The following is a 19,463-nucleotide window of genomic DNA, read 5'->3' as shown; positions in this document are numbered from 1 at the left end:
CAAGGATTTAAAAAGTTAACTTAACATTCAGTCCAAAGGAACGGACAGTCGGCGGCAAGCCCACTTCAATTCCCTGAAAATTACCCGCTCCCAATGCTGCTTCAGGATCTATGGGGTTGTCTGTTTTGCCTATTCCCGGAATATCCAATTTGGATTTTCCACGATAAAAGAAAAATAGGTTGCGGCCCGTCAGCATCAGCTGTGCACTTTTGATTGCGGCGGTATTTTTGAGGTTAAATTTATAACTGACAGATAGTTCTCGTAAGCGGACATTGGTCATATCATAGGTAAAGAATTCTCCCCAGGCATCGCGTCCGTTCTGCGATACTCGGGTCCAAAGCTGCTGAGATGTGATAGCCTTGGTATTCGATGCGCCACTCACGTCCACGGCATCGAGCAGCAGACCTCCTTCCCGGTAATCGGTGGTATAATCAGCCACTCCAAAAGCCGCTAGATAGGCTGAGGTACCCGATACGATCTCACCACCAATACGTGTATCAATTAAGGCATTGACCGTAAAATTCTTATAGCGGACCGAATTAGACCAGCCCAATAAGGCCTTGGGGTTAAAATTGCCCAATTTTTGATTCGCTTCGACCACCGGCAAGCCGCTGTCGTCAACCACATATTTCCCTGTCGCCGCATCCCTTTTCCATTTATAACCGTAAAGATCCCCGTATTTCTCCCCTTCATTGACGACAACAGAAGCATATTTGGTACTTTCGGTAATCGTTGCTCGTTTTGTCCGCTCGTGCAGTTCAATTACTTTATTGGTATTGGCTGCAAAATTGAAAGTGGTCTGCCACTCTAGCTTTTCATTTTTTATAGGCGTCGCAGTTAATTGGACTTCAATTCCCTTATTTGCTATATTTCCGGCATTGATGTATTGCCTGCTAAAGCCGCTTGCCATTGGCAATCCAAGAAACAAAAGCTGATTGACTGTATTACTTTTGTACATCGTCAGGTCAAACCCCAATCTGTTGGCAAAGAATTTCATATCCAGCCCCGCTTCATAGGATTTGGTCAGCTCAGGTTTCAATTCTGGGATTGCCTTTATTGGTGAACGGGAGATAAATCCTTTTCCAGCACCTAGCCCAAAAGAATACAATTGTTGAAGCAGATAGGGATTCGCATCGTTACCTACCTGCGTATAGGAAGCTCTTAGCTTGCCATAACTGATCCAGGCTGGCAACTTGAGCCATTCATTGAAAATAGTGGATACGCCGACTGAGGGATAGAAATAACTGTGTGGAGATTTTAAGGTTGACGTCCAGTCGTTGCGTGCTGTCATATCGAGAAAGGTATGATTAAAAAAGGCCAGCTGTGCACTTCCATAAACCGAATTTAGACGTCGTTGGTAACCATTGATCAATAGAAATTCTGGGGTTGTAGCCATCGTTAGACTAAACTCATTTGGTACGGACAGGCCATTAGCCATATTCTGAAAACTACTGTACTCCCGATTTAAGGAACTTGCACCCACATTATAGCTGATTTTGACCGCCTCGTTAAGTGTATTATTTCCATTGAACAACAAATCAAAGTTGCGTTCCTGATAGCGCGCATGTGTTTCATAATATTTACCTCCGGGACGGACATCGCCAAGAGAAACAGTACCTGCGTAGAATGATCCGGTTGTCTTATCAATGTATTTATCATAACTGAACCTTCCCATTACATTTAGCCAATCCGTCAACTGATAGGTTGCCGAACCCAATGCGGTAATGCGATCGCGTACTTCATTGACCGAGGTGCGGTTGGTACTCCAATAAGGATTGTCGTATACAGCAGAACCGGACCAGTACTTCCGTTGCGGCTCACCGGTAACCGGATCAATAGCCTCAAAGTCTTTAAGTTCAGCCTTATCCATATCCCGTGGCATCACATACACTTCCACCGGGATTCCCATATCACCCAAACGCGGACGATTGTCAATCTGCTGGTTAACGTAATTGAGTTTTACATCTGTTTTTAGTTTTGGGATCAGTTCCGTATTGACGCGAAGATTCAAGCTATTACGTTTCAAGTCGTTACCAGGAATAATGCCTCCAATTTTATTGTTTGTATAAGAAACATAACCCTGCACTTTTTCCGTCCCTCCGTAAGTGCTAATGCTATTGTTGAAGGAAGTCGCATTTTCAAAGAAATCGCGGACATTATTTTTATAGGTTTGCCCTTGTGGTCCCCAGCTTTCCCCGACATTTGTACCACTGACACCTCCATTTCCCCGCCCGTAGGTATTCTGGAATTTACTGAGCATGTTGACCTGATCCAAGGATGCACTACCATTGTAATCAATATTATACCGACCAGCCTTACCTTGTTTAGTTGTAATCAATATGGCACCATTGGCGGCCCTGCTACCGTATAGTGCAGCAGCAGAAGGACCTTTGAGCACATTGATGGATTCTATATCGTCCGGGTTGATATTTGCAGCGCCATCGCTCGTCCCATAATTGTAGGTTGTTCCGCTAGCTTGTTGTGCACTGGAATTATCATAAGGTACACCATCTACCACGATTAGCGCATTGTTATTACCGGAAATGGACTTGTTGCCCCGCAAAACTACTTTGGCGGAGGCACCGGGCCCTGTAGCCGCCGTAGTCACCACAGCACCCGCGACTTTACCCGTCAGACTACTCAGCACGTTGCCACTGTTGTCGCGGGCATCGTTGACTGCACTTCCATCAAGTTGTTGTGTCGCATAGGTCAGCCCCCTGGTCTGACGTTTGATACCCAACGCGGTAACCACCACTTCATCAATCTGTCGACTTTCTTCGTTAAGTGCTATCTGGAGATTACCCGTGGAGGGAACAGCAACTTCGACTGTCTTAAAACCCAGCAGCGAAACTTTGAGCCTATCCCCTGCATTCGCTCTGATATTAAAATTTCCCTGTTTGTCTGTCCGTGCTGCAGCAGTCATACTCAGATTAGTGATCGTTACACCTTCCAATGCGGTATGATCGGTCGCATTGGTGACACGTCCCTGTATTGTTGTAGTCTGTGCCGAAGCGAGACCTGTCCAAAGGAAGAGACAGCTCAGCATCGTGCCTACTGAAAATGTTGGATTACTGTGGATATGAACTATCATAATTTATCCATTTAGGGTTAAGATTTTTAGTTTATTCAATTGCGTTATAACCCAAAGAAAGATCTAAAAGCCTAAAAATCCAACACTTTAACCGGATAAAGTAGCGGTAACGTTATCGAAAATCACGGTTCATTTAGCACCCAACATAGCACTTAATTAGGAACAAATTTCCTATTAAAAAACTTACAATATAATTTAAGAGTAATAAAAATCCGCAAAAAAAGGTATTTAAATAACCTATTTATTACTTTTTAATTTAAAAAGTAATAAATAAGAAATTAAAAAAGCTTAATTATAATTTTGAGTGTGATTTGAAACTTCCCCTTAACGGTCAACCAATTCCTTGACAGATTCTCCATTTTGGTCGATAAATTTAGCCTCAGTTTTAAATAACTGATACCATTTACGGAACGTACCTATAAACACAAGCAGCATCAAAAGCATAGCCAATATCGCCAATGAAGCCAATAGCAGCTGTCCCTTGGGCAAATAAATATCCGTGACCTGTAGATAGCCAGCCCAAAAGGTAATCCCAGCCATAAATACACCCGGAATTGCCGTAATTAAGGCATATTTCCCCCGATTCATCCGAATAAGCATTGTCGTACAGACAATAAGCCCACAGGCAGCCAACAGCTGGTTGCTGATTCCAAATAGCGGCCAGATACTGCTTACATTTCCCGTAAAAACAAGATAGCCCCATGAAAAAGTAAAAATAGCACTGCATAACCAAACGCCCGGTTTCCAATCCTTATCTTTGAATGCCGGAAAGACATTACCCAGCATTTCCTGCAAAAAGAACCGTCCGACCCGCGTACCGGCATCGATAGCTGTGAGAATAAACACGGCTTCAAACATGATAGCAAAATTATACCAATAAGCCATCACATTGTCCATAAAAGGAACCTTATCAAAAATATGGGCCATCCCGACGGCCAATGAGACGGCGCCCCCCGTACGGCCGTGAAGGTCTACTCCTATCCGATCTGAAAAATGCTGCAGATCTACCGCTTTTAATTCGGGATGTTGTGCCAAAAAATGTGCGTAGTCACTGACTGGTGTGTTGATCGCAAAATAGTCGCCCGGCAGTAAGGTACAGGCAGCGATCAATGCCATTAAGGCAACAAATCCCTCCACCAGCATTGCACCATAGCCCACAAAAAGAATCTCCCTTTCGGTTCCCAGCATCTTAGGCGTAGTTCCAGTGGCAATAATAGCATGAAAACCCGAAATTGCACCGCAAGCGATCACGATAAAGATAAATGGCAGTACAGGTCCACCAATTACAGGTCCGCCGCCGTGGATAAATTCGGTCAACGCTGGCATCTGTATGATCGGATGCACAAACACAATGCCTACGGCCAGCATCAGGATCGTACCGATCTTAAGATAAGTGGAAAGGTAATCGCGTGGTACCAGAAGCAGCCAGATGGGTAAGACCGAAGCTAAAAATCCGTAAACAGCAATCGCGATTGAAATGGTCTTCACATCCCAATCGAACAGGTTATGAACGATCGGAATCTCCATCAGACGATGCCCCGCAATGATGCCAACGATCAATAAAATTCCCCCCAAAACACTAGCCAATGTAACAGACCCTGTTTTATACCGCATCAAGAGTCCCATAAATATCGCAATTGGCATAGTCAGAATAATGGTAAATAAGGACCAGGGGGCTTCGTGCATGGCGCTGATGCAGGCCAGGGATAGACCGGCCAAAGTGAGGATCAGAATAAACAGAACGGCTATACCGGCTATACCCCCGACAACGGGGCCGATCTCCTTGGACGCTATGGTAGCAAGACTCTGCCCTTTGTGCCGTACAGAAGCAAACAGGACAACCATATCATGCACTCCACCGCCCAGGACACAGCCGATCAAAATCCAAAGTGCCCCAGGAAGATAACCAAACTGTGCAGCCAGAACCGGACCTACCAATGGCCCTGCCGCGGCTATTGCGGCAAAATGATGCCCAAACAAGACCTTACGGTCCGTCCTAACGTAATCATGGCCATCAGCAAACTCGACCGCTGGAGTCGCTACCGCATCGTTGAGACGTAGCACTTTCTGCGCCATGAAAATTCCGTAAAAGCGGTATGCGAGCGCAAAAATTAAAATTGACGCAAATACCAGCGTGAGGGCATTCATATTAGCCAAATCCATCATATATCTAAGTATAATTCTAACGCAATATATTATTTTTGTTCCAATACTTGTCCTGCTTTCAACAGCTCCTTTTTTAATAGCCCGTAATCGACATGCTGCACAACATGATCATGATCAAGTGCCAATACTGCAGCGGCACCAGCACTCTGACCCAGCACCATAAATACGGGCTCCATACGAATTGAACCAAAGGCAATATGTGAACTGGATACGCAGACAGGGACAAGCAAATTTGTACATTCATCGCTCTTTGGGATGATCGATCCATAGGAAATAGCATAAGGCCGTGGTACGTGAACACCGATATCACCTTCATTTTGAACATATCCTTCTTTGGTCACATAGCGTTGTACATTGTGGGAATCCAACGTATAGGAGCCCATGCCAATCGGATTTTCTACCTTGTTCCTCCCTAAAATATCATGCTCGGTCGTCACATATTGTCCAAGCATCCGCCTCGCTTCACGTATATACAATTGAAAAGGCCAATTGTCATTATCTTGAAATTCATCTTTTGCAAGTCCCCAATCGGCCATCTTTGTCCTGATTGCCGTTGGAACCGAAGGATCATTGGCCATAAAATAATATAAGCCCTGCTGATACCGACGATGGGCTTCGATAATGGATTTGCGTTCGGCATAGCTCGCTTCGGGATAACCATAATTCATCCCAATAAAATCTGTGCTGAACGGACCATGGTTGTTGGCATCGGTCTTATGATTGGGCACCAGATCAAATTTTTGAAAGGCTTCGTCCCAGCCGGCACGGAATAATCGTTGCAGAAGAATATAGTGCTGTGGATCGTAGCCAACAGGCTTAGCAAAGGCCTTCCGATTGCGCGCATCATTGGTCAGGCACATGCGGAAGCAATAGGCCTGCAGCTTCTGGTCTGCTGCGCCATATTGCCCGGGATCTTCTGCAGAAACGCCGAATACCAGGCCACTTCCCGGATCGCCTTCACGTTTATAGGGACTAATCTGCGCAATAAAATGATGCCGGTGCTGAAAGACTCCCGTCTGTACACCGTTCCACTGCTCCCCATAAGTCTGGTTGGCCTCCCGCCCGATCGTATAACTTACCTTAGCCAGCGCCATCAGATCACCTTCATAAGTGGCATCAATAAATATCTTCGCTTCGTAGACTGTTCCGTCTAAGGTCTTAATCGATTTGATGGATGTGGATTCTTTTTGAATGGCACTTTCCTGCCGATCTAAATAAGCTCCACGGACCACATCAATCTGATGATCGCGCACCCAGGCATCAAAAATACGCTCGGCGACATGAGGCTCAAAGATCCACATCGTCCCATGCGCACTGTCCATCGCGACGGTGCCCTGCCCCCGATTGCCAAAGGACGTCCGGGACTGCCAGTTCCAGCTCGATTCTTCCGAATAGTGATTGTATACGTCTTGGTAGAATTTCTTGGCGAGGCCACCAATAACTGCTTTATTGCCGGTATCAGTAAAACCAAGTCCGCCCGAACTTAAACCTCCTAAATGCTCATCGGGCGATAAGATGATTACAGACTTACCGGCCTGCTTCACTTGCAATGCGGCAGTAATCGCCGCAGGAGTTCCTCCATAAACCAAAACATCTACCTTTTTGGTTAAATGCTGCGCTTCAGCCTGTAGAAAAGCGAAAACAAGCATTAATTTTAAAGCCACTTTAGTCTTTTTCATACGTCTAATTTTGATCGGTAACCGGAACCCACAATAATGCATTTGCGGCCAGAACGCCTTTTGCGGCTGGCAAAATCTCAACATAAGGCTTGTTGCCTCCGTTTTCAAATTCATATTCACCGAGTGCTACCCAGGTACTGGTTGTCTGTCCGAGAATATTGACCTCCTTGAAATTTATATTTTTTTCGATCCTTGTCTTTCCGGTATGAATGATGAATTTTCCGGCTTCCGTGCTTTCGGCAGTTTTTGGAAAATAGCTATAAAGTTTATACTTCCCCGCGGCAAAATCTTTTCCAGGTGTAAAACGTGCGACAGCAGCGAGATCGCTATCCACTTCCTGATAACTCATACCATAGCCCTTTTTTGAAGAGACGTGCCAAGCTCCTTTCAACATCACTTGATCTTTATTTTCGACGTGAATAATATAATCGGCCATCCGGCCATCTGCTTTCGGATTGTCACGCAATATTTTCGTTAAGCGTTTTATATCAACATCTTGAACGGCTATTTTGTTGTCTATTGCTTCGCAAGCGGCCACAGCACCAGATTGCCCCAATACCATAAATACGGGCTCCATGCGGATGGAACCAAAGGCGATGTGACTTGCCGAAAGACATACGGGGACAATAAGATTGTTGATTTCTTCTTTTTTGGGCACAATGGCCCTATAGGAAATCGGAAAGGGGGCGAAACCACCGACCTCAACATTGCCCTCGTTTTTGACCATGCCATTCACAATCACACGATCGCAGTTGTGCGAGTCCATGGTATACGCAGCATAGCCTACGCCATCGGCGACTAGCGCACGACCCTGACAGTGGTCTTGGGTCATGACGACATCAGCAATCATCCTTCGGGCTTCGCGGATATATAATTGTGGGGACCAGTGGCTATTGTCAAGATATTCATCTTTGGGGTATCCCCATTTTTGAAATTCGCTTCGGATCGCCTCTGGTACTGAACTATCGGTGGCAACAAAATATAACAGACCTTTGGTGTAATCTTCATGGGCCTGAACAATCTCTTTCCGTTCGAAATAATCGGCTTCGGGATAACGCCAGTTCATGCCAATCATATCCGTGGAAAATCCATTCCTGTTATTGATATCAGTCTTTCCATTGGGCATCAGACTCCAGATAAATACGTCCTGGATACTCTTCCAAGGCTGTATCTCCTTTTGGCGCTTTAAGAGTTCATATTTGGTTGCGTCGTAATTGTGGGGTTTGGTGATTGCTATTCTATTTTCAGGGACATTAGTCAATGTGATGCGATAATTATAGGCTTGAACCTTGGCATCTCCCGTTCCATTTTGTTTTAAAGGCTCCGAATTGATCCCCCATAAAATACCACTCTTAGGATCACCTTTTTTCTTGTAGGGATCCACACCATCTGGAAACTGATGACCATCTAGCAATTGTACACCATTAATTGTCTCGCCATAAGTGCTATTCGACTCTCGCCCTACGTGGTAGGATACGCCAGCTTTGGCCATGAGGTCGCCCTCGTAGCTGCAGTCCATAAACATTTTGGCGCTGACAGTGGTCTTTTTCCCATTCCTGCTCTCGCTTGGAAGCAGCGAAATATTTTTAATCGATCGGTTGTCGGTCTTTACAGCTATCAAGCGATGTCCCATTAGCATTTGTGTGCCAGAATGTGCCAGATAGTCCTTAAAAATAGATTCGGCTACCTTGGGTTCAAAAATCCATTGTTCAAAACCGCCATAGTGCTTTCCCATTTTGCGATAAAAATCAAGTGCGAGCCCCGTGACGACATATTTATTTCCGATATCCGTCTGCCCCAATCCACCGGAGCTGAGCCCGCCCACCCGTGTACCAGGATCGATCAGTAGTACTGATTTTCCGGCCTGTGAAGCGGTGTAGGCGGCTATTACGCCGGCTGAGGTGGCGCCATAAATACATAGATCTACCTGTCTGTCGGTTTGCCCTTTGACTAAATGCCAAAACATCGTCAAAAGTCCAAGGGTCATTAGGAGTGTCTTTTTCATCATCTTCGGATTTAATAGCCTGGATTTTGTTCCAGGTTTTTATTGGTTACAATTTCAATATTCGGGATCGGCCAAAGGTAATTCTTGCCGGGATCGAACTTTCGGAGTTCGATAACCCGCATGTCTTTCTGATTAGTGACATTTTTATAATTCACGTAATTATCCGCATCGATCGTCGGCGCATTGGCCAGCAAGCCTTTTGGAATGCGGCCATAGAGCGTCGAATTCATAAATTTATCGGCCAGTTTCCAACGTCTCAAATCGACTAGACGAAAGCCTTCATTGGCTAGTTCGTAAAGTCTTTCTTTACGTACAATCTCGCGCAGCTCAGCTTGTGTTTTATTACTCGCGATCGCTGGCATATCGACGCTAGGGCGCTGCCTGATGCTGTTGATTGCGTCATAGACGGTTTGGTCGATCTTATTGTTTTCGATCATCGCCTCAGCGTAGATCAACAACACTTCTGCATATCGGCTCTGAATAATATTTAACTCCGACTCCATGGTAAAGTCCTTGTCCTTCATATCGACATATTTTTTCCAACAATAACCAGAAAAGGTCGCATAAGCATTGATCGCATCCTGATTTTGGATACGTACTGCCGTCGACGTATTGTATGTGTAGTTCCAGCAGGTTATGCTATCCTTATGGGTCTCAAACTGAAAACCAAAAAATGTGGTACCAGGGAGCGCAATGGTGTATCCCAAACGCGGATCGCGATTGGCGAATGGTTTTTTAGGATCAAATCTGGAAGATTTGTCAATGGCCAATCCGTCGGTACAGAGATAGCTATCAACAATGGATTGCGACGGAATTTTGTTGGAAGTCCCTTGTGCATTGCGCGACAGAAATCCGCGCGTAGCACTGTGGGTCTTTGTTTTTTGTAACCGTAAATATTGAAAAGCAAAAATAATCTCCTTGGAAGCCTGCCCATCATAGGTAAATAATTGGCTGAAATCAGCGTGTAAGGCATATACTTTCAGGTCCATGACTTCTTTGGCCGAACGTGCTGCTTCTTCCCAAAGTCCATTATTAAGTGCTGCCCGAGCGCGTATGGCCAATGCAGCCCCTTTGGTCGCACGTCCAATATCTGACGAACCATAGCTAACTGGCAAAATAGCTGCAGCTTCATCAAGTTCTTTGAGGACGAAGCTAGCAATTTCAGCCTGCGATGTTTTCGGAACATTCGCATCAGCAAGGCTTAGGCCACTCGTTACCAGGGGCACTCCGCCAAAGTAATCGATCAGATATTGGTAGACAAAAGCCCGGATAAACTGTGTCTCGGCTTTATAACGCTTTTGGAGGTTGGCATCCATCTTTCCATCCAACTTTTGGATATTATCCAGGATGAAATTACATTTGCCAATGACCTTATAAGAATTGGTCCAGATATTCCGGATGTAGCCATTGTTACTATCGTGGTCTCCTCTTCCCACAGCCTGTAGATCAGAGGTATTACGGTCCCAGCCAATATCGGTGGCATCATCAAGTGTGAGATTAATGGGCATGTCGTCCGTAGGGTGAAATGCCAAGGCACTGTACAAACCATTGACAACCAATGTCAGCTCATCCTGATTTTTGAAATAATTTTCGTCCGAAGGGCCATCCAAGGGAGATCTGTCCAGGTATTTTTCGCATGCACCCACCAAAAGGAGAACTGCGATCGACAGCATATATAACGCGAGTTTATTTAGAGTTTTCATACAAGCCAAGTTTATAATGTGATATCCAATCCAAAAGAATACACCTTTACCTGTGGGTAAAAGTTGCCATAACCTACTGGTGCTTCGACGTCATAGCCGTCCCAAAATTTATCTACGCTGAATAAGTTTGAACCATTAACAAATATCCGAAGTTTATTCAGTCCGATAGACTTTAGCAGCTCAGCCTGAAAGGTATAACCGAACTGTAAATTTTTCAGACGAAGATAGGCGGCATTTTTCATCCAGAATTGGGAGGACTGCTGGTTATTATTCTGTCCGAAAGCGAGCCGCGGATATTTAGCCGTAGTATTGTCAGGCGTCCATCGGTCTTTATTGTCCTCACGGATCGTTCCGCCAATTGCTCCCGTTGTTGTAAAAGGCTGTATACCGGCCCCGTAGAGGTAGCCATCGGCTTTCCCCACACCCTGCAACAGAAAACTGAGGTCGAACCCTTTGAAACTAAAATTGGAGTTGAGCGAATAGGTATATCTTGGAATGGTACTCCCGATAATGACCTTATCGGACTCATTAACTACGCCATCGCCATTTTGATCACGGTATTTGAGGTCACCCGGCGCCAAGGTACCAAACTGTGTGGCATGTGCTTTCACTTCGTCGGCAGTCTGGAAAAAGCCTTCCGAAACATAGCCAAAGATCGAATTAATTGGGTAGCCTTCCCGATTAACCGTTAGACCAGTCTGATTGATTCCCCGCATATCCAGCACTTTGTTTTTGACATCAGAGAGGTTGAATGTAAAATTATATTTAAAGTCTTTGGCCGGATCGCTTCGATAGCCCATGGAAAGCTCCCACCCTTTATTTTCAACGACGCCTGCGTTTTGATAAGGCTTATTCAAACCAATGATGAGCGGGATGTCCAGCTGTAATAATATATCACTGGTTTTTCTGTTGTATAGATCTGCGGTAATAGTCCATCGCTTAAATAAGGTAAGATCAATTCCGATATTTTTCTCTTCGGTAGACTCCCATGTAATATCAGGATTGGACATATCATTTAGCGCTGCCGTATTGACGATGCCATTGCCCAATGTGTAAGAACCTAGGTTTAAAGAGGCCACGGCTGGATAGGTACCGATATTCTGGTTTCCCAGTTTACCCCATGACGCCCTGATTTTTCCCTCTGTAAGCCAGCCCTTGGATGCTGTTAGGAACTGCTCCTCAGAAAAACGCCATCCGGCAGACGCCGACGGGAAAAAGCCATAGCGATTACCTTTGGCAAACCTGGACGAACCATCGTAGCGTGCATTGAGTTCCAAAAGATAACGATCTCTGAAAACGTAATTGATGCGGGAAAATAAAGATTGTAACGCCCACTCGGAGGCACTACCTGTAGCTGACTGATTCAGTGCCGAACCGGCATTTAGCACTTCATAGTCAGGGAGAACGTAGGTGTCTCTAAAACCCTGGGAGTAGTCAATTTTGTAGTCTTCACGCGAACCACCAATCAATGCTTTCAGCTGATGCGGACCAAAATCTTTGTTTAGCGTAAGGGTCGCCCGCATATTATTAAAAAGTTCTTGGCTATTGTATTGCGTAAGTGCTGTCCGCACAGGGACCGAGAAGCTCGGCGTACCATCTGGAAAATAGGATTGTACTGCTTTTCGGAAATTCTTATTTACCTGTGTCGCATATTTAGGTGCATAATTGACCTCGGCGGTCAACCATTCTTTGGGTCTGTAGATCAATGATGCATTGATACTGCCAAATGGACTTTTGTTGGTAGCAACACCACCATCAGCCGCGGCCGAGACGGGATTATTACCATTCCAGCCCAATCCCCAGGTACCATTGGAATTTCTGAAGGATTGATTGGCGGGAATACTGCTCATCCACTGAAAAAGTTCTTCGATGCTCGCTGCCGGTGAGGTGACGATCGGATTGACGTATTGAAAGTCAAATTTAACAGCGAGCTGATCTGAGAATTTAACATCCACGTTGTTGCGGATGGTATAGCGCTTAAACGAACTATTCAGTGTCAAGCCCTTCTGGTCGAAATAACCGACCGAAGTCAGCATTTTAACTTTGTTTGTGCCTGCATTGACTGTCAGAAAATGGCTTTGCTGAAATCCATTGCCCTGCAAGGATTCCTTTTGCCAATCAGTATTGGGATACTCGTCCGAACTACCGTTGCCCTGACTACGGTAGGCGGCAATGATATCTTCTGGATACAATGGACTCGCACCAACATTGGTATACGCTTCGTTCGTCAGCAGCATATGATCTAGGGCATTGACGATTTTGGGCATATTGGTTGCGGACTGCCAACCAAAATAATTATTGTAGGCAATAGCGACCTTATCAGAACTTCCCCTTTTTGTCGTGACCAAGATAACACCATTGGCAGCTCTCGACCCATAGATCGACGCCGATGCGGCATCTTTTAATATTGAAATATTCTCTATTAAATTGGGGTCGATATTATTGATGGAGCCTTCAATCCCATCAATTAGTACTAAAGGCGCGGCGTTGCCAAGTGTACCGATACCGCGAATACGGATATCCGCACCGTCCGACCCCGGCTTACCAGAACGCTGCGTCACGGTTACTCCCGAGGCCATGCCCTGTAGGGCTGACGAAGTTTGCCCAGCGGGTCTATTATTCAGATCTTCACCCGATACGGCGGAAACAGCGCCCGTCAAATTGACCTTTTTCTGAACACCATAACCGACGACGACAACTTCATCTATCATTCCGGTGTGAGGTTTCAGACGGATAAGCACTGTGTTTTTGCTGGTAGCCGTTGCCACAAAATGCTTAACAGAATCGGTATCGTAACCGAGATGGTGTGCATAGATCGTATAATTTTCGCCAGCTACAAGTGGCGTTAAAACAAACAATCCGTTGTTATCGGCCACAAAATGGAGCTTTTTGCTGCTCTTCTCGTGGACAAGATCAATAGTTGCACCGGGTAATGTATTCCCTTCGTTGTCTACTATTTTACCATTTACTTTCAGGTTTGATTGCGCAAATCCTACAGAAAAGTATGGAAATAGCAATCCCACGAGCATTAATTTGATTAGAATATGCTTCATAATTGTTTACAGTTGGTTATTCTGATTTATATATTGGTTTATTTTTCCGCGTTGGGTTGACTCTCTCCTACTGTACGTCCTCCTTTCTTCCCGAATTACTGATGTTGACAATACCATTGTTCACTTGGAATGTACAACCGTTCAATTGACAGAAGCTTGTCAAAAAATTGGCTAGCGATTCTTTGCTATTTAAACTTCCTGTAAAGGAACTGTTGAGCAAATCAGGATTATCGCATACAATCGAAACATCATAAAGGCTTTCGATTACTCTTAAGAGTTGAACGTTTTTGGTTTGGTTAAATTTGACAGACTGATTGGTCCATTCGACATTGGCGGTGGTTAGATGTGGAATGAGTTTTCTTAACTCTTTATCCACACGAGCAGGCTGAGATTTTGTCAATTCAGGCTCAGAATACTTAATCATCTGCTGCAGTTTTAAGTTAACCAATACTTCCTCTTTTGGTCTGAGGTATATTAGATTGCGGCTATCCGCTGTAACTGATCCGACAGAGATTTTGCCCTCCATTAGTTTTATCAGTACATGATCGGCATCCTTGGGGTCTACACTAAATATTGTCCCCAAGGCGGTGGTCAAATATCCTCTGTAATTGACTTGAAAAGGCGCATTTTTGTTTTTGTGTACGTTATAAATAACTCGCCCTTGCACTTGCTTTACATCCCGGTGGCCTTGGCCATTATATTCAAATCCAATTTTTGCATGAGGATAAAGTATAACAGTCGTGCTATCAGGAAGCTGAGCATTGATCGTATAAGCATTTTTATTTTCATACCAGGTGACCTGTTCTTTTGTTGAGGTTGATAAATTTCTCAAAAAGAGAACCGAAAGCACACAGAGTAGCACGGCGGCACATGAAGCCCAGGTCCACGGGCTTATTCTCTGGATTAGCTTAGGCTTGGGCGGATCTACGGCATAGATATGATCGAGCACTTTCCGATGAACCAGGCTTAGATCTGGTAAGGGAATTTGTTGTAATACTTGTTCTTCATCCTGATCAAGTATCTCAGTGATCCACAGTTCCAGAATTGCAGTATCCATATCGGCCATTTCGTCAAAAAATGACTCATAATACTGCGCATCCAAACGGTTGTGAATATACGCCAACAATTGATCTTTAAAGGATTGCTCTTTCAAAATTTTCTATAATTAGTTCAATACATTGCTGTATTTGTTACTCTATACGTTTGGCAAAGAGAATCACACTATTGCATTTTGATTTTTTTTTATAGCTTAAATAAAAAGGCTGCAAAAAGACTGATTATATACTCATCTCGGTAATTTTTTTGAATATATTCTTTGATATCTTTGAGTGCACTTACGAGTTGATTACTCACTGTAGAGACTGAAATCCCCAATAAATCGGCGATTTCTTTATAACTTTTGTCTTCAAATTTATTGAGCAACAGAATCTTCTTTCGTTTGGGGCTCAGGGAGTCGATTGCATTGGTCAACATCTGCTGTTTATCTTTGAAAAACAGTTTTTCTTCGGTATGATAATACAGTTCTATTGCCGAAGCCCATATTTCCAATTGAAGAGCCTTGTCTCTTTGTACTTTTCGAAAAAAATCCATGGCCAAATTATCCGAAATATGATTGAGAAATGAGACAAATCCCTTATTAGGGTCAATCTTTTCACGTTGGAGCCATATTTTAGTAAATACTTCTTGTAAGATTTCTTCTGCAATAGTTTGATTTTTCACCAATTTGATCAATCTAATATAGATTTTTGGCGAATAATGGAAATAAATTTCATTAAACGAATTTAGGTCTCCATTTTTAAGTTTTTCCAGTGTAGCAGCTTCTTTAGGAGATTTCATTTGGCAAATTCTTATAATTGGTACGAACGACGAACTTAATATAGTGATAAATTTACTAAATCAAAATCATTGGTACCCCAAATAAAATTTTATCTTTCCTACGAATCGGTTTGCTTCTTTTATTCCATCGATTACAGTGAGCGCTCCATGATTCTCGCACCTCCATCGAGTGCTGTTTTTCAAAAATATTTTTTTGGCGAAACAGCATGGGTTTTGATATTGTTATCTCTTAAAGATTTATAAAATGTAGAAAGTTTGACATTCGAAGCTTATCAAGAGCACGAATTACAAACTATAAACAATACTACTATGTCAATATTTTCAAACGATTTAAGCAAAGAATCCGTATTTGACGGCATTGGTTACGAACCTTCTTTTTTTTCAAGAAAGACGATGGTTACGACCAAAACAACTTACAGCAAAAAAAAGTACAGTGATATCAACAAGGACACCCGGAAAAAGATTCTTGTGCTTTGTACCGAGGAACGGTATATGACAATGAAAAATGGAAAGAAATTTTCAACGGGTAATCATCCGGTCGAAACACTGGTTCCCATTCTTCATTTCGAGCAGGCGGGATTTGAGGTGGATTTCTATACACCAACCGGTGCTTCTGTAAAATTTGAAATGTGGGCTATGCCGTATGAAGATGAAAATATCGGTAAAATCCTCGACAAGTATAATACTCAATTTTCAAACCCGCACAACCTAAGGGATTTTATAACTGACACGAACAAAGGATATGTTGACTACGTTGCCGTTTTTATCCCGGGCGGGCATGGCGCAATGCTTGGATTACCCGAAAATAACGATGTAAAAGAACTTATCAAATGGGCAGTAGGTGAAGATAAATATCTATTAGCTATCTGCCATGGTCCGGCAGCGCTCTTAAGCGTAGCAGATTGTGGAGACACCGAGTTTCCGTTTAAGGGGTATCAGATCAATTCGTTTCCGGATGAAATGGATAAGACTTTGCCGGAAAGTGGCTATCAGCCGGGTGAGATGCCTTGGTTTTATGGCGAAAAACTCAAACAACTTGGGGTTGAAATTTTGAATAAAAAAATTGCTGGCGATTGTCACGTTGACAGAAAATTGATTACTGCGGATAGCCCATTAGCGGCCGATAAATTTGGGAAACTTTGCGCAGATGAACTTCTCGCCAATGAAAAATCAAAAGTAGAAAAACCTGCAGGAGGTGATGCTAAAAATAGCACCTAGCGGCAACCGAATTGTTCCTTCACTTTTCGCAAGATGCTAATACCATTTCGCTAAGGACGCTCTGCATGTTCATCAATTCCACCAGCTGCAGCATTCTGATTTAGTCCCCATATGCAGAGCACAGTGAAGAACTTCTCGCCGGCAAATCTCTATACCATTAACAAAATGCTAAAAGTGAAGTATACCCCTATTATAATCAATACCTGATTATTCAGTTGCAACAATCTTTATTTCTACCAATTGACCGGGTAATGCAAGCCCAGTTACGCCGACCATAGTGCTGGCAACCATTTTAGGATCCGCATAAAAATCTGCTTTAAAATTCTTTCTAGCGTCAAATGCTGTAGTCATATCCATAGTATATATAACTTCTTCAACAACATTTTCCATGCTCATCCCAAATCTAGACAACAGTTCTTTGATATTGACATATGTCTGTTTCATCTGTGCATCCATTCCTTCCGGCAACTCGCCTTTTTCATTGTGACCAAGCTGACCCGAAATCCAAACTGTATTTCCTTTTTTAATCGCTTGTGAGTAACCATAAATTTCCTCCCAGGGCATTCCAAAGCCCTCTGCTTTTTTGTTTTTGTTTGACATCTTTTGAATTTTAAAGTATTATGATTTATACAATTACACGGATGTAGTTTACTGAGCGAAAATTTTTCCATCTCCTAATCTACAATCGCATTTTATCTACCAAGAAGGATACCATAAAATTTAATATATTATTATACAGACTTTTATAAACAAGAGAGCAATGGTAATAATTACGAAATATCGTAATTTTCATACTCCCAACGCTAGCAACCTAACTGCTCATGTCTAGTGTGGACTTCACATAGTTAACTGGCGATGCTCATATTTCTAAAACGGTGTGACCATCCACATTTCTTCTGCATCTTCTAGCCGTTTGTTAAGGTTATTTAGATAATTTTTGTACTTTTTATCCAAAAATCATCATAAAACCTCACTTTAAAGTTTTTAAACCAACAAAATTCCAAAAACAAGAGGCATTTTATATAAAAAAATCATAAAAAAACATTTTCACTAAACAAAATCAAACAAAATACCAAAACAAACCAAATAAATGAAACATAAAACCATTATAATGTTATAAAAATATGATTTATATCATATTTTTATTAGATTTGATTATACATTTTAATAAAATACATAGTTTAAACAATAAAAAAATCATTATTATATTAAAAATTGCTTATAAACAAAATAAACACTTAAATAAAGTGTTTGTTTAATGGATTACAACCAATAAATAAACACATTAAAGATTATTTTACAATAAAAATCAAAAATATCAGACGTAAAAATAAAAAATAACCAAATAAATTTAAAAACCATGTAATTATTTCAATCATCAACCATAAACTTATTAAATCATGACCGCACACAATCAACCTCTACACAAACTTCGGATCTTCTCTTTTAAAGGGGTACAGATGCGCACCTTTCACATCACATGGATCACTTTTTTCTTCTGTTTCTTTGGCTGGTTTGGCGTCGCTCCCCTCATGCCACTGGTTCGCGAACAGCTCGGACTGTCTAAAAGTGAAATTGGAAACATTATAATCGCATCTGTTTCGGCAACTATTATCGCACGATTATTTGTTGGAAAGATGTGTGATACACTTGGCCCACGAATCTCATACACAATTCTGCTGGTTGCAGGTGCTATTCCGGTTTTACTTATTGGATTGAGCAATAGCTACGAGTCCTTTTTATTATTCCGTTTTTTCATCGGTATTATCGGCGCGTCTTTTGTCATCACACAATTTCACACGTCAATGATGTTTGCTCCCAGTATTATTGGCACCGCAAATGCCGTAACGGGAGGCTGGGGGAACCTGGGGGGAGGGATCACCAATTTGGTTATGCCACTGATCGCAGCAGCATTTGTCGGAATGGGCCTCGTCAGTCAGTCTGATTCTTGGCGGATCGCAATGGTTGTTCCCGGCATTATCTTACTTATTATGGCCTTTATCTATTATAGGTACACCCAAGACACACCGCAGGGAAATTTCAATAAACTGTCTGCGGGACATGGAACAAATAAAAAGAAAAATGGTTCTTTCGTGCTTGCGCTCAAGGACTATCGCGTCTGGATCCTCACTCTCGCCTATGCTGCTTGTTTTGGGATAGAGATCACAGTCGACAATGTCGCTGCTACCTTCTTCATGGATCGTTTTGATACAGGGATTATATTGGCTGGGGCCCTCGCAAGTATTTTTGGCGGCATGAATCTATTCGCCCGCGCTCTTGGCGGAATTGTAAGTGATAAAGTAGGGCAAAGTTACGGTATGAAAGGGAAGGGTATGATTTTGGGCATACTGTTACTTTTGGAAGGAATCGGCATCAGTTTGTTCGCCACTTCGAACACCTTGCTTCTTGCCATTATTACGATGTTGCTCTTTGCACTCTTTCTTAAGATGGCCAATGGCTGTACCTATGGTATCGTCCCATTCATAAATAAAGATAACATTGGCAGTGTAAGCGGAATTGTCGGCGCAGGGGGAAATATCGGCGCCATGCTGGTCGGATTTCTTTTTAAATCTGAAACACTCAGTTATGCCGATGCCTTCCAGTACATCGGTATTGGTGTTTTACTTATAGGTTTCACTGTCCTTCTTGTGCGCTTCCACCCTCGAACTGAATCTGCTGTTCAGAATATGTCACTAGAAGTCTAAAATTAGG

The 19,463-nt window shown here is 43.0% G+C and carries 11 protein-coding genes; 2 read left to right on the top strand and 9 right to left on the bottom strand.

Features of this window, described 5'->3' with window-relative positions:
• Positions 1-7: 7 nt before the first annotated feature.
• From B3C94_RS02540 to B3C94_RS02505, 8 genes are all read right to left on the bottom strand, one after another.
• Complete coding sequence (locus B3C94_RS02540; protein WP_293898476.1) at positions 8-3,091, bottom strand: SusC/RagA family TonB-linked outer membrane protein; 3,084 nt, start codon at positions 3,089-3,091, stop codon at positions 8-10.
• A gap of 324 nt (positions 3,092-3,415) precedes the next feature.
• A complete protein-coding gene (locus B3C94_RS02535; RefSeq protein ID WP_293898473.1) occupies positions 3,416-5,257 on the bottom strand; it encodes a carbon starvation CstA family protein in 1,842 nt (613 codons plus the stop codon).
• Positions 5,258-5,286: 29 nt separating this feature from the next.
• Positions 5,287-6,936 carry an FAD-dependent oxidoreductase gene (locus B3C94_RS02530; protein ID WP_293898470.1) on the bottom strand — a complete coding sequence of 550 codons (1,650 nt, stop codon included), beginning with the start codon at positions 6,934-6,936 and terminating at the stop codon, positions 5,287-5,289.
• A gap of 4 nt (positions 6,937-6,940) precedes the next feature.
• Complete coding sequence (locus B3C94_RS02525; RefSeq protein ID WP_293898467.1) at positions 6,941-8,941, bottom strand: FAD-dependent oxidoreductase; 2,001 nt, start codon at positions 8,939-8,941, stop codon at positions 6,941-6,943.
• Between the two features lie 11 nt (positions 8,942-8,952).
• Complete coding sequence (locus tag B3C94_RS02520) at positions 8,953-10,644, bottom strand: RagB/SusD family nutrient uptake outer membrane protein (RefSeq protein ID WP_293898464.1); 1,692 nt, start codon at positions 10,642-10,644, stop codon at positions 8,953-8,955.
• Between the two features lie 11 nt (positions 10,645-10,655).
• A complete protein-coding gene (locus B3C94_RS02515; RefSeq protein WP_293898461.1) occupies positions 10,656-13,697 on the bottom strand; it encodes a SusC/RagA family TonB-linked outer membrane protein in 3,042 nt (1,013 codons plus the stop codon).
• 67 nt (positions 13,698-13,764) lie between these two features.
• Positions 13,765-14,850 carry a FecR family protein gene (locus B3C94_RS02510; RefSeq protein ID WP_293898458.1) on the bottom strand — a complete coding sequence of 362 codons (1,086 nt, stop codon included), beginning with the start codon at positions 14,848-14,850 and terminating at the stop codon, positions 13,765-13,767.
• 89 nt (positions 14,851-14,939) lie between these two features.
• Complete coding sequence (locus B3C94_RS02505) at positions 14,940-15,533, bottom strand: RNA polymerase sigma factor (protein WP_293898455.1); 594 nt, start codon at positions 15,531-15,533, stop codon at positions 14,940-14,942.
• 309 nt (positions 15,534-15,842) lie between these two features.
• Between B3C94_RS02505 and B3C94_RS02500 the strand changes: the two genes are divergently transcribed.
• Positions 15,843-16,751, top strand: a complete 909-nt coding sequence (locus B3C94_RS02500) for a DJ-1/PfpI family protein (protein ID WP_293898452.1) — start codon at positions 15,843-15,845, stop codon at positions 16,749-16,751.
• A gap of 207 nt (positions 16,752-16,958) precedes the next feature.
• Here the strand turns inward: B3C94_RS02500 and B3C94_RS02495 are convergent, their stop codons facing one another.
• The gene (locus tag B3C94_RS02495; protein ID WP_293898449.1) at positions 16,959-17,351 is read right to left on the bottom strand and encodes a Rid family hydrolase; all 393 of its coding nucleotides are present in this window, start codon (positions 17,349-17,351) and stop codon (positions 16,959-16,961) included.
• Between the two features lie 932 nt (positions 17,352-18,283).
• On the opposite strand from B3C94_RS02495, the gene B3C94_RS02490 reads away from it, so the two are divergent.
• Positions 18,284-19,456: an MFS transporter gene (locus B3C94_RS02490; protein ID WP_414712630.1), complete on the top strand. Its 1,173-nt coding sequence runs from the start codon at positions 18,284-18,286 to the stop codon at positions 19,454-19,456.
• The last annotated feature ends 7 nt before the right edge of the window (positions 19,457-19,463 follow it).

It is taken from the genome of Sphingobacterium sp. UBA5670 (assembly GCF_002420705.1).
Lineage (GTDB): Bacteria > Bacteroidota > Bacteroidia > Sphingobacteriales > Sphingobacteriaceae > Sphingobacterium.
The sequence above is the reverse complement of the archived record's forward strand: the minus strand, read 5'-3'. Positions and strand labels throughout refer to the sequence as shown.

Coding starts and splice junctions, on each gene's coding strand:
- B3C94_RS02540 (WP_293898476.1), bottom strand. CDS start 3,091: ATGATAGTTCATATCCACAGTAATCCAACATTTTCAGTAGGCACGATG.
- B3C94_RS02535 (WP_293898473.1), bottom strand. CDS start 5,257: ATGATGGATTTGGCTAATATGAATGCCCTCACGCTGGTATTTGCGTCA.
- B3C94_RS02530 (WP_293898470.1), bottom strand. CDS start 6,936: ATGAAAAAGACTAAAGTGGCTTTAAAATTAATGCTTGTTTTCGCTTTT.
- B3C94_RS02525 (WP_293898467.1), bottom strand. CDS start 8,941: ATGAAAAAGACACTCCTAATGACCCTTGGACTTTTGACGATGTTTTGG.
- B3C94_RS02520 (WP_293898464.1), bottom strand. CDS start 10,644: ATGAAAACTCTAAATAAACTCGCGTTATATATGCTGTCGATCGCAGTT.
- B3C94_RS02515 (WP_293898461.1), bottom strand. CDS start 13,697: ATGAAGCATATTCTAATCAAATTAATGCTCGTGGGATTGCTATTTCCA.
- B3C94_RS02505 (WP_293898455.1), bottom strand. CDS start 15,533: ATGAAATCTCCTAAAGAAGCTGCTACACTGGAAAAACTTAAAAATGGA.
- B3C94_RS02500 (WP_293898452.1), top strand. CDS start 15,843: ATGTCAATATTTTCAAACGATTTAAGCAAAGAATCCGTATTTGACGGC.
- B3C94_RS02495 (WP_293898449.1), bottom strand. CDS start 17,351: ATGTCAAACAAAAACAAAAAAGCAGAGGGCTTTGGAATGCCCTGGGAG.
- B3C94_RS02490 (WP_414712630.1), top strand. CDS start 18,284: ATGCCACTGGTTCGCGAACAGCTCGGACTGTCTAAAAGTGAAATTGGA.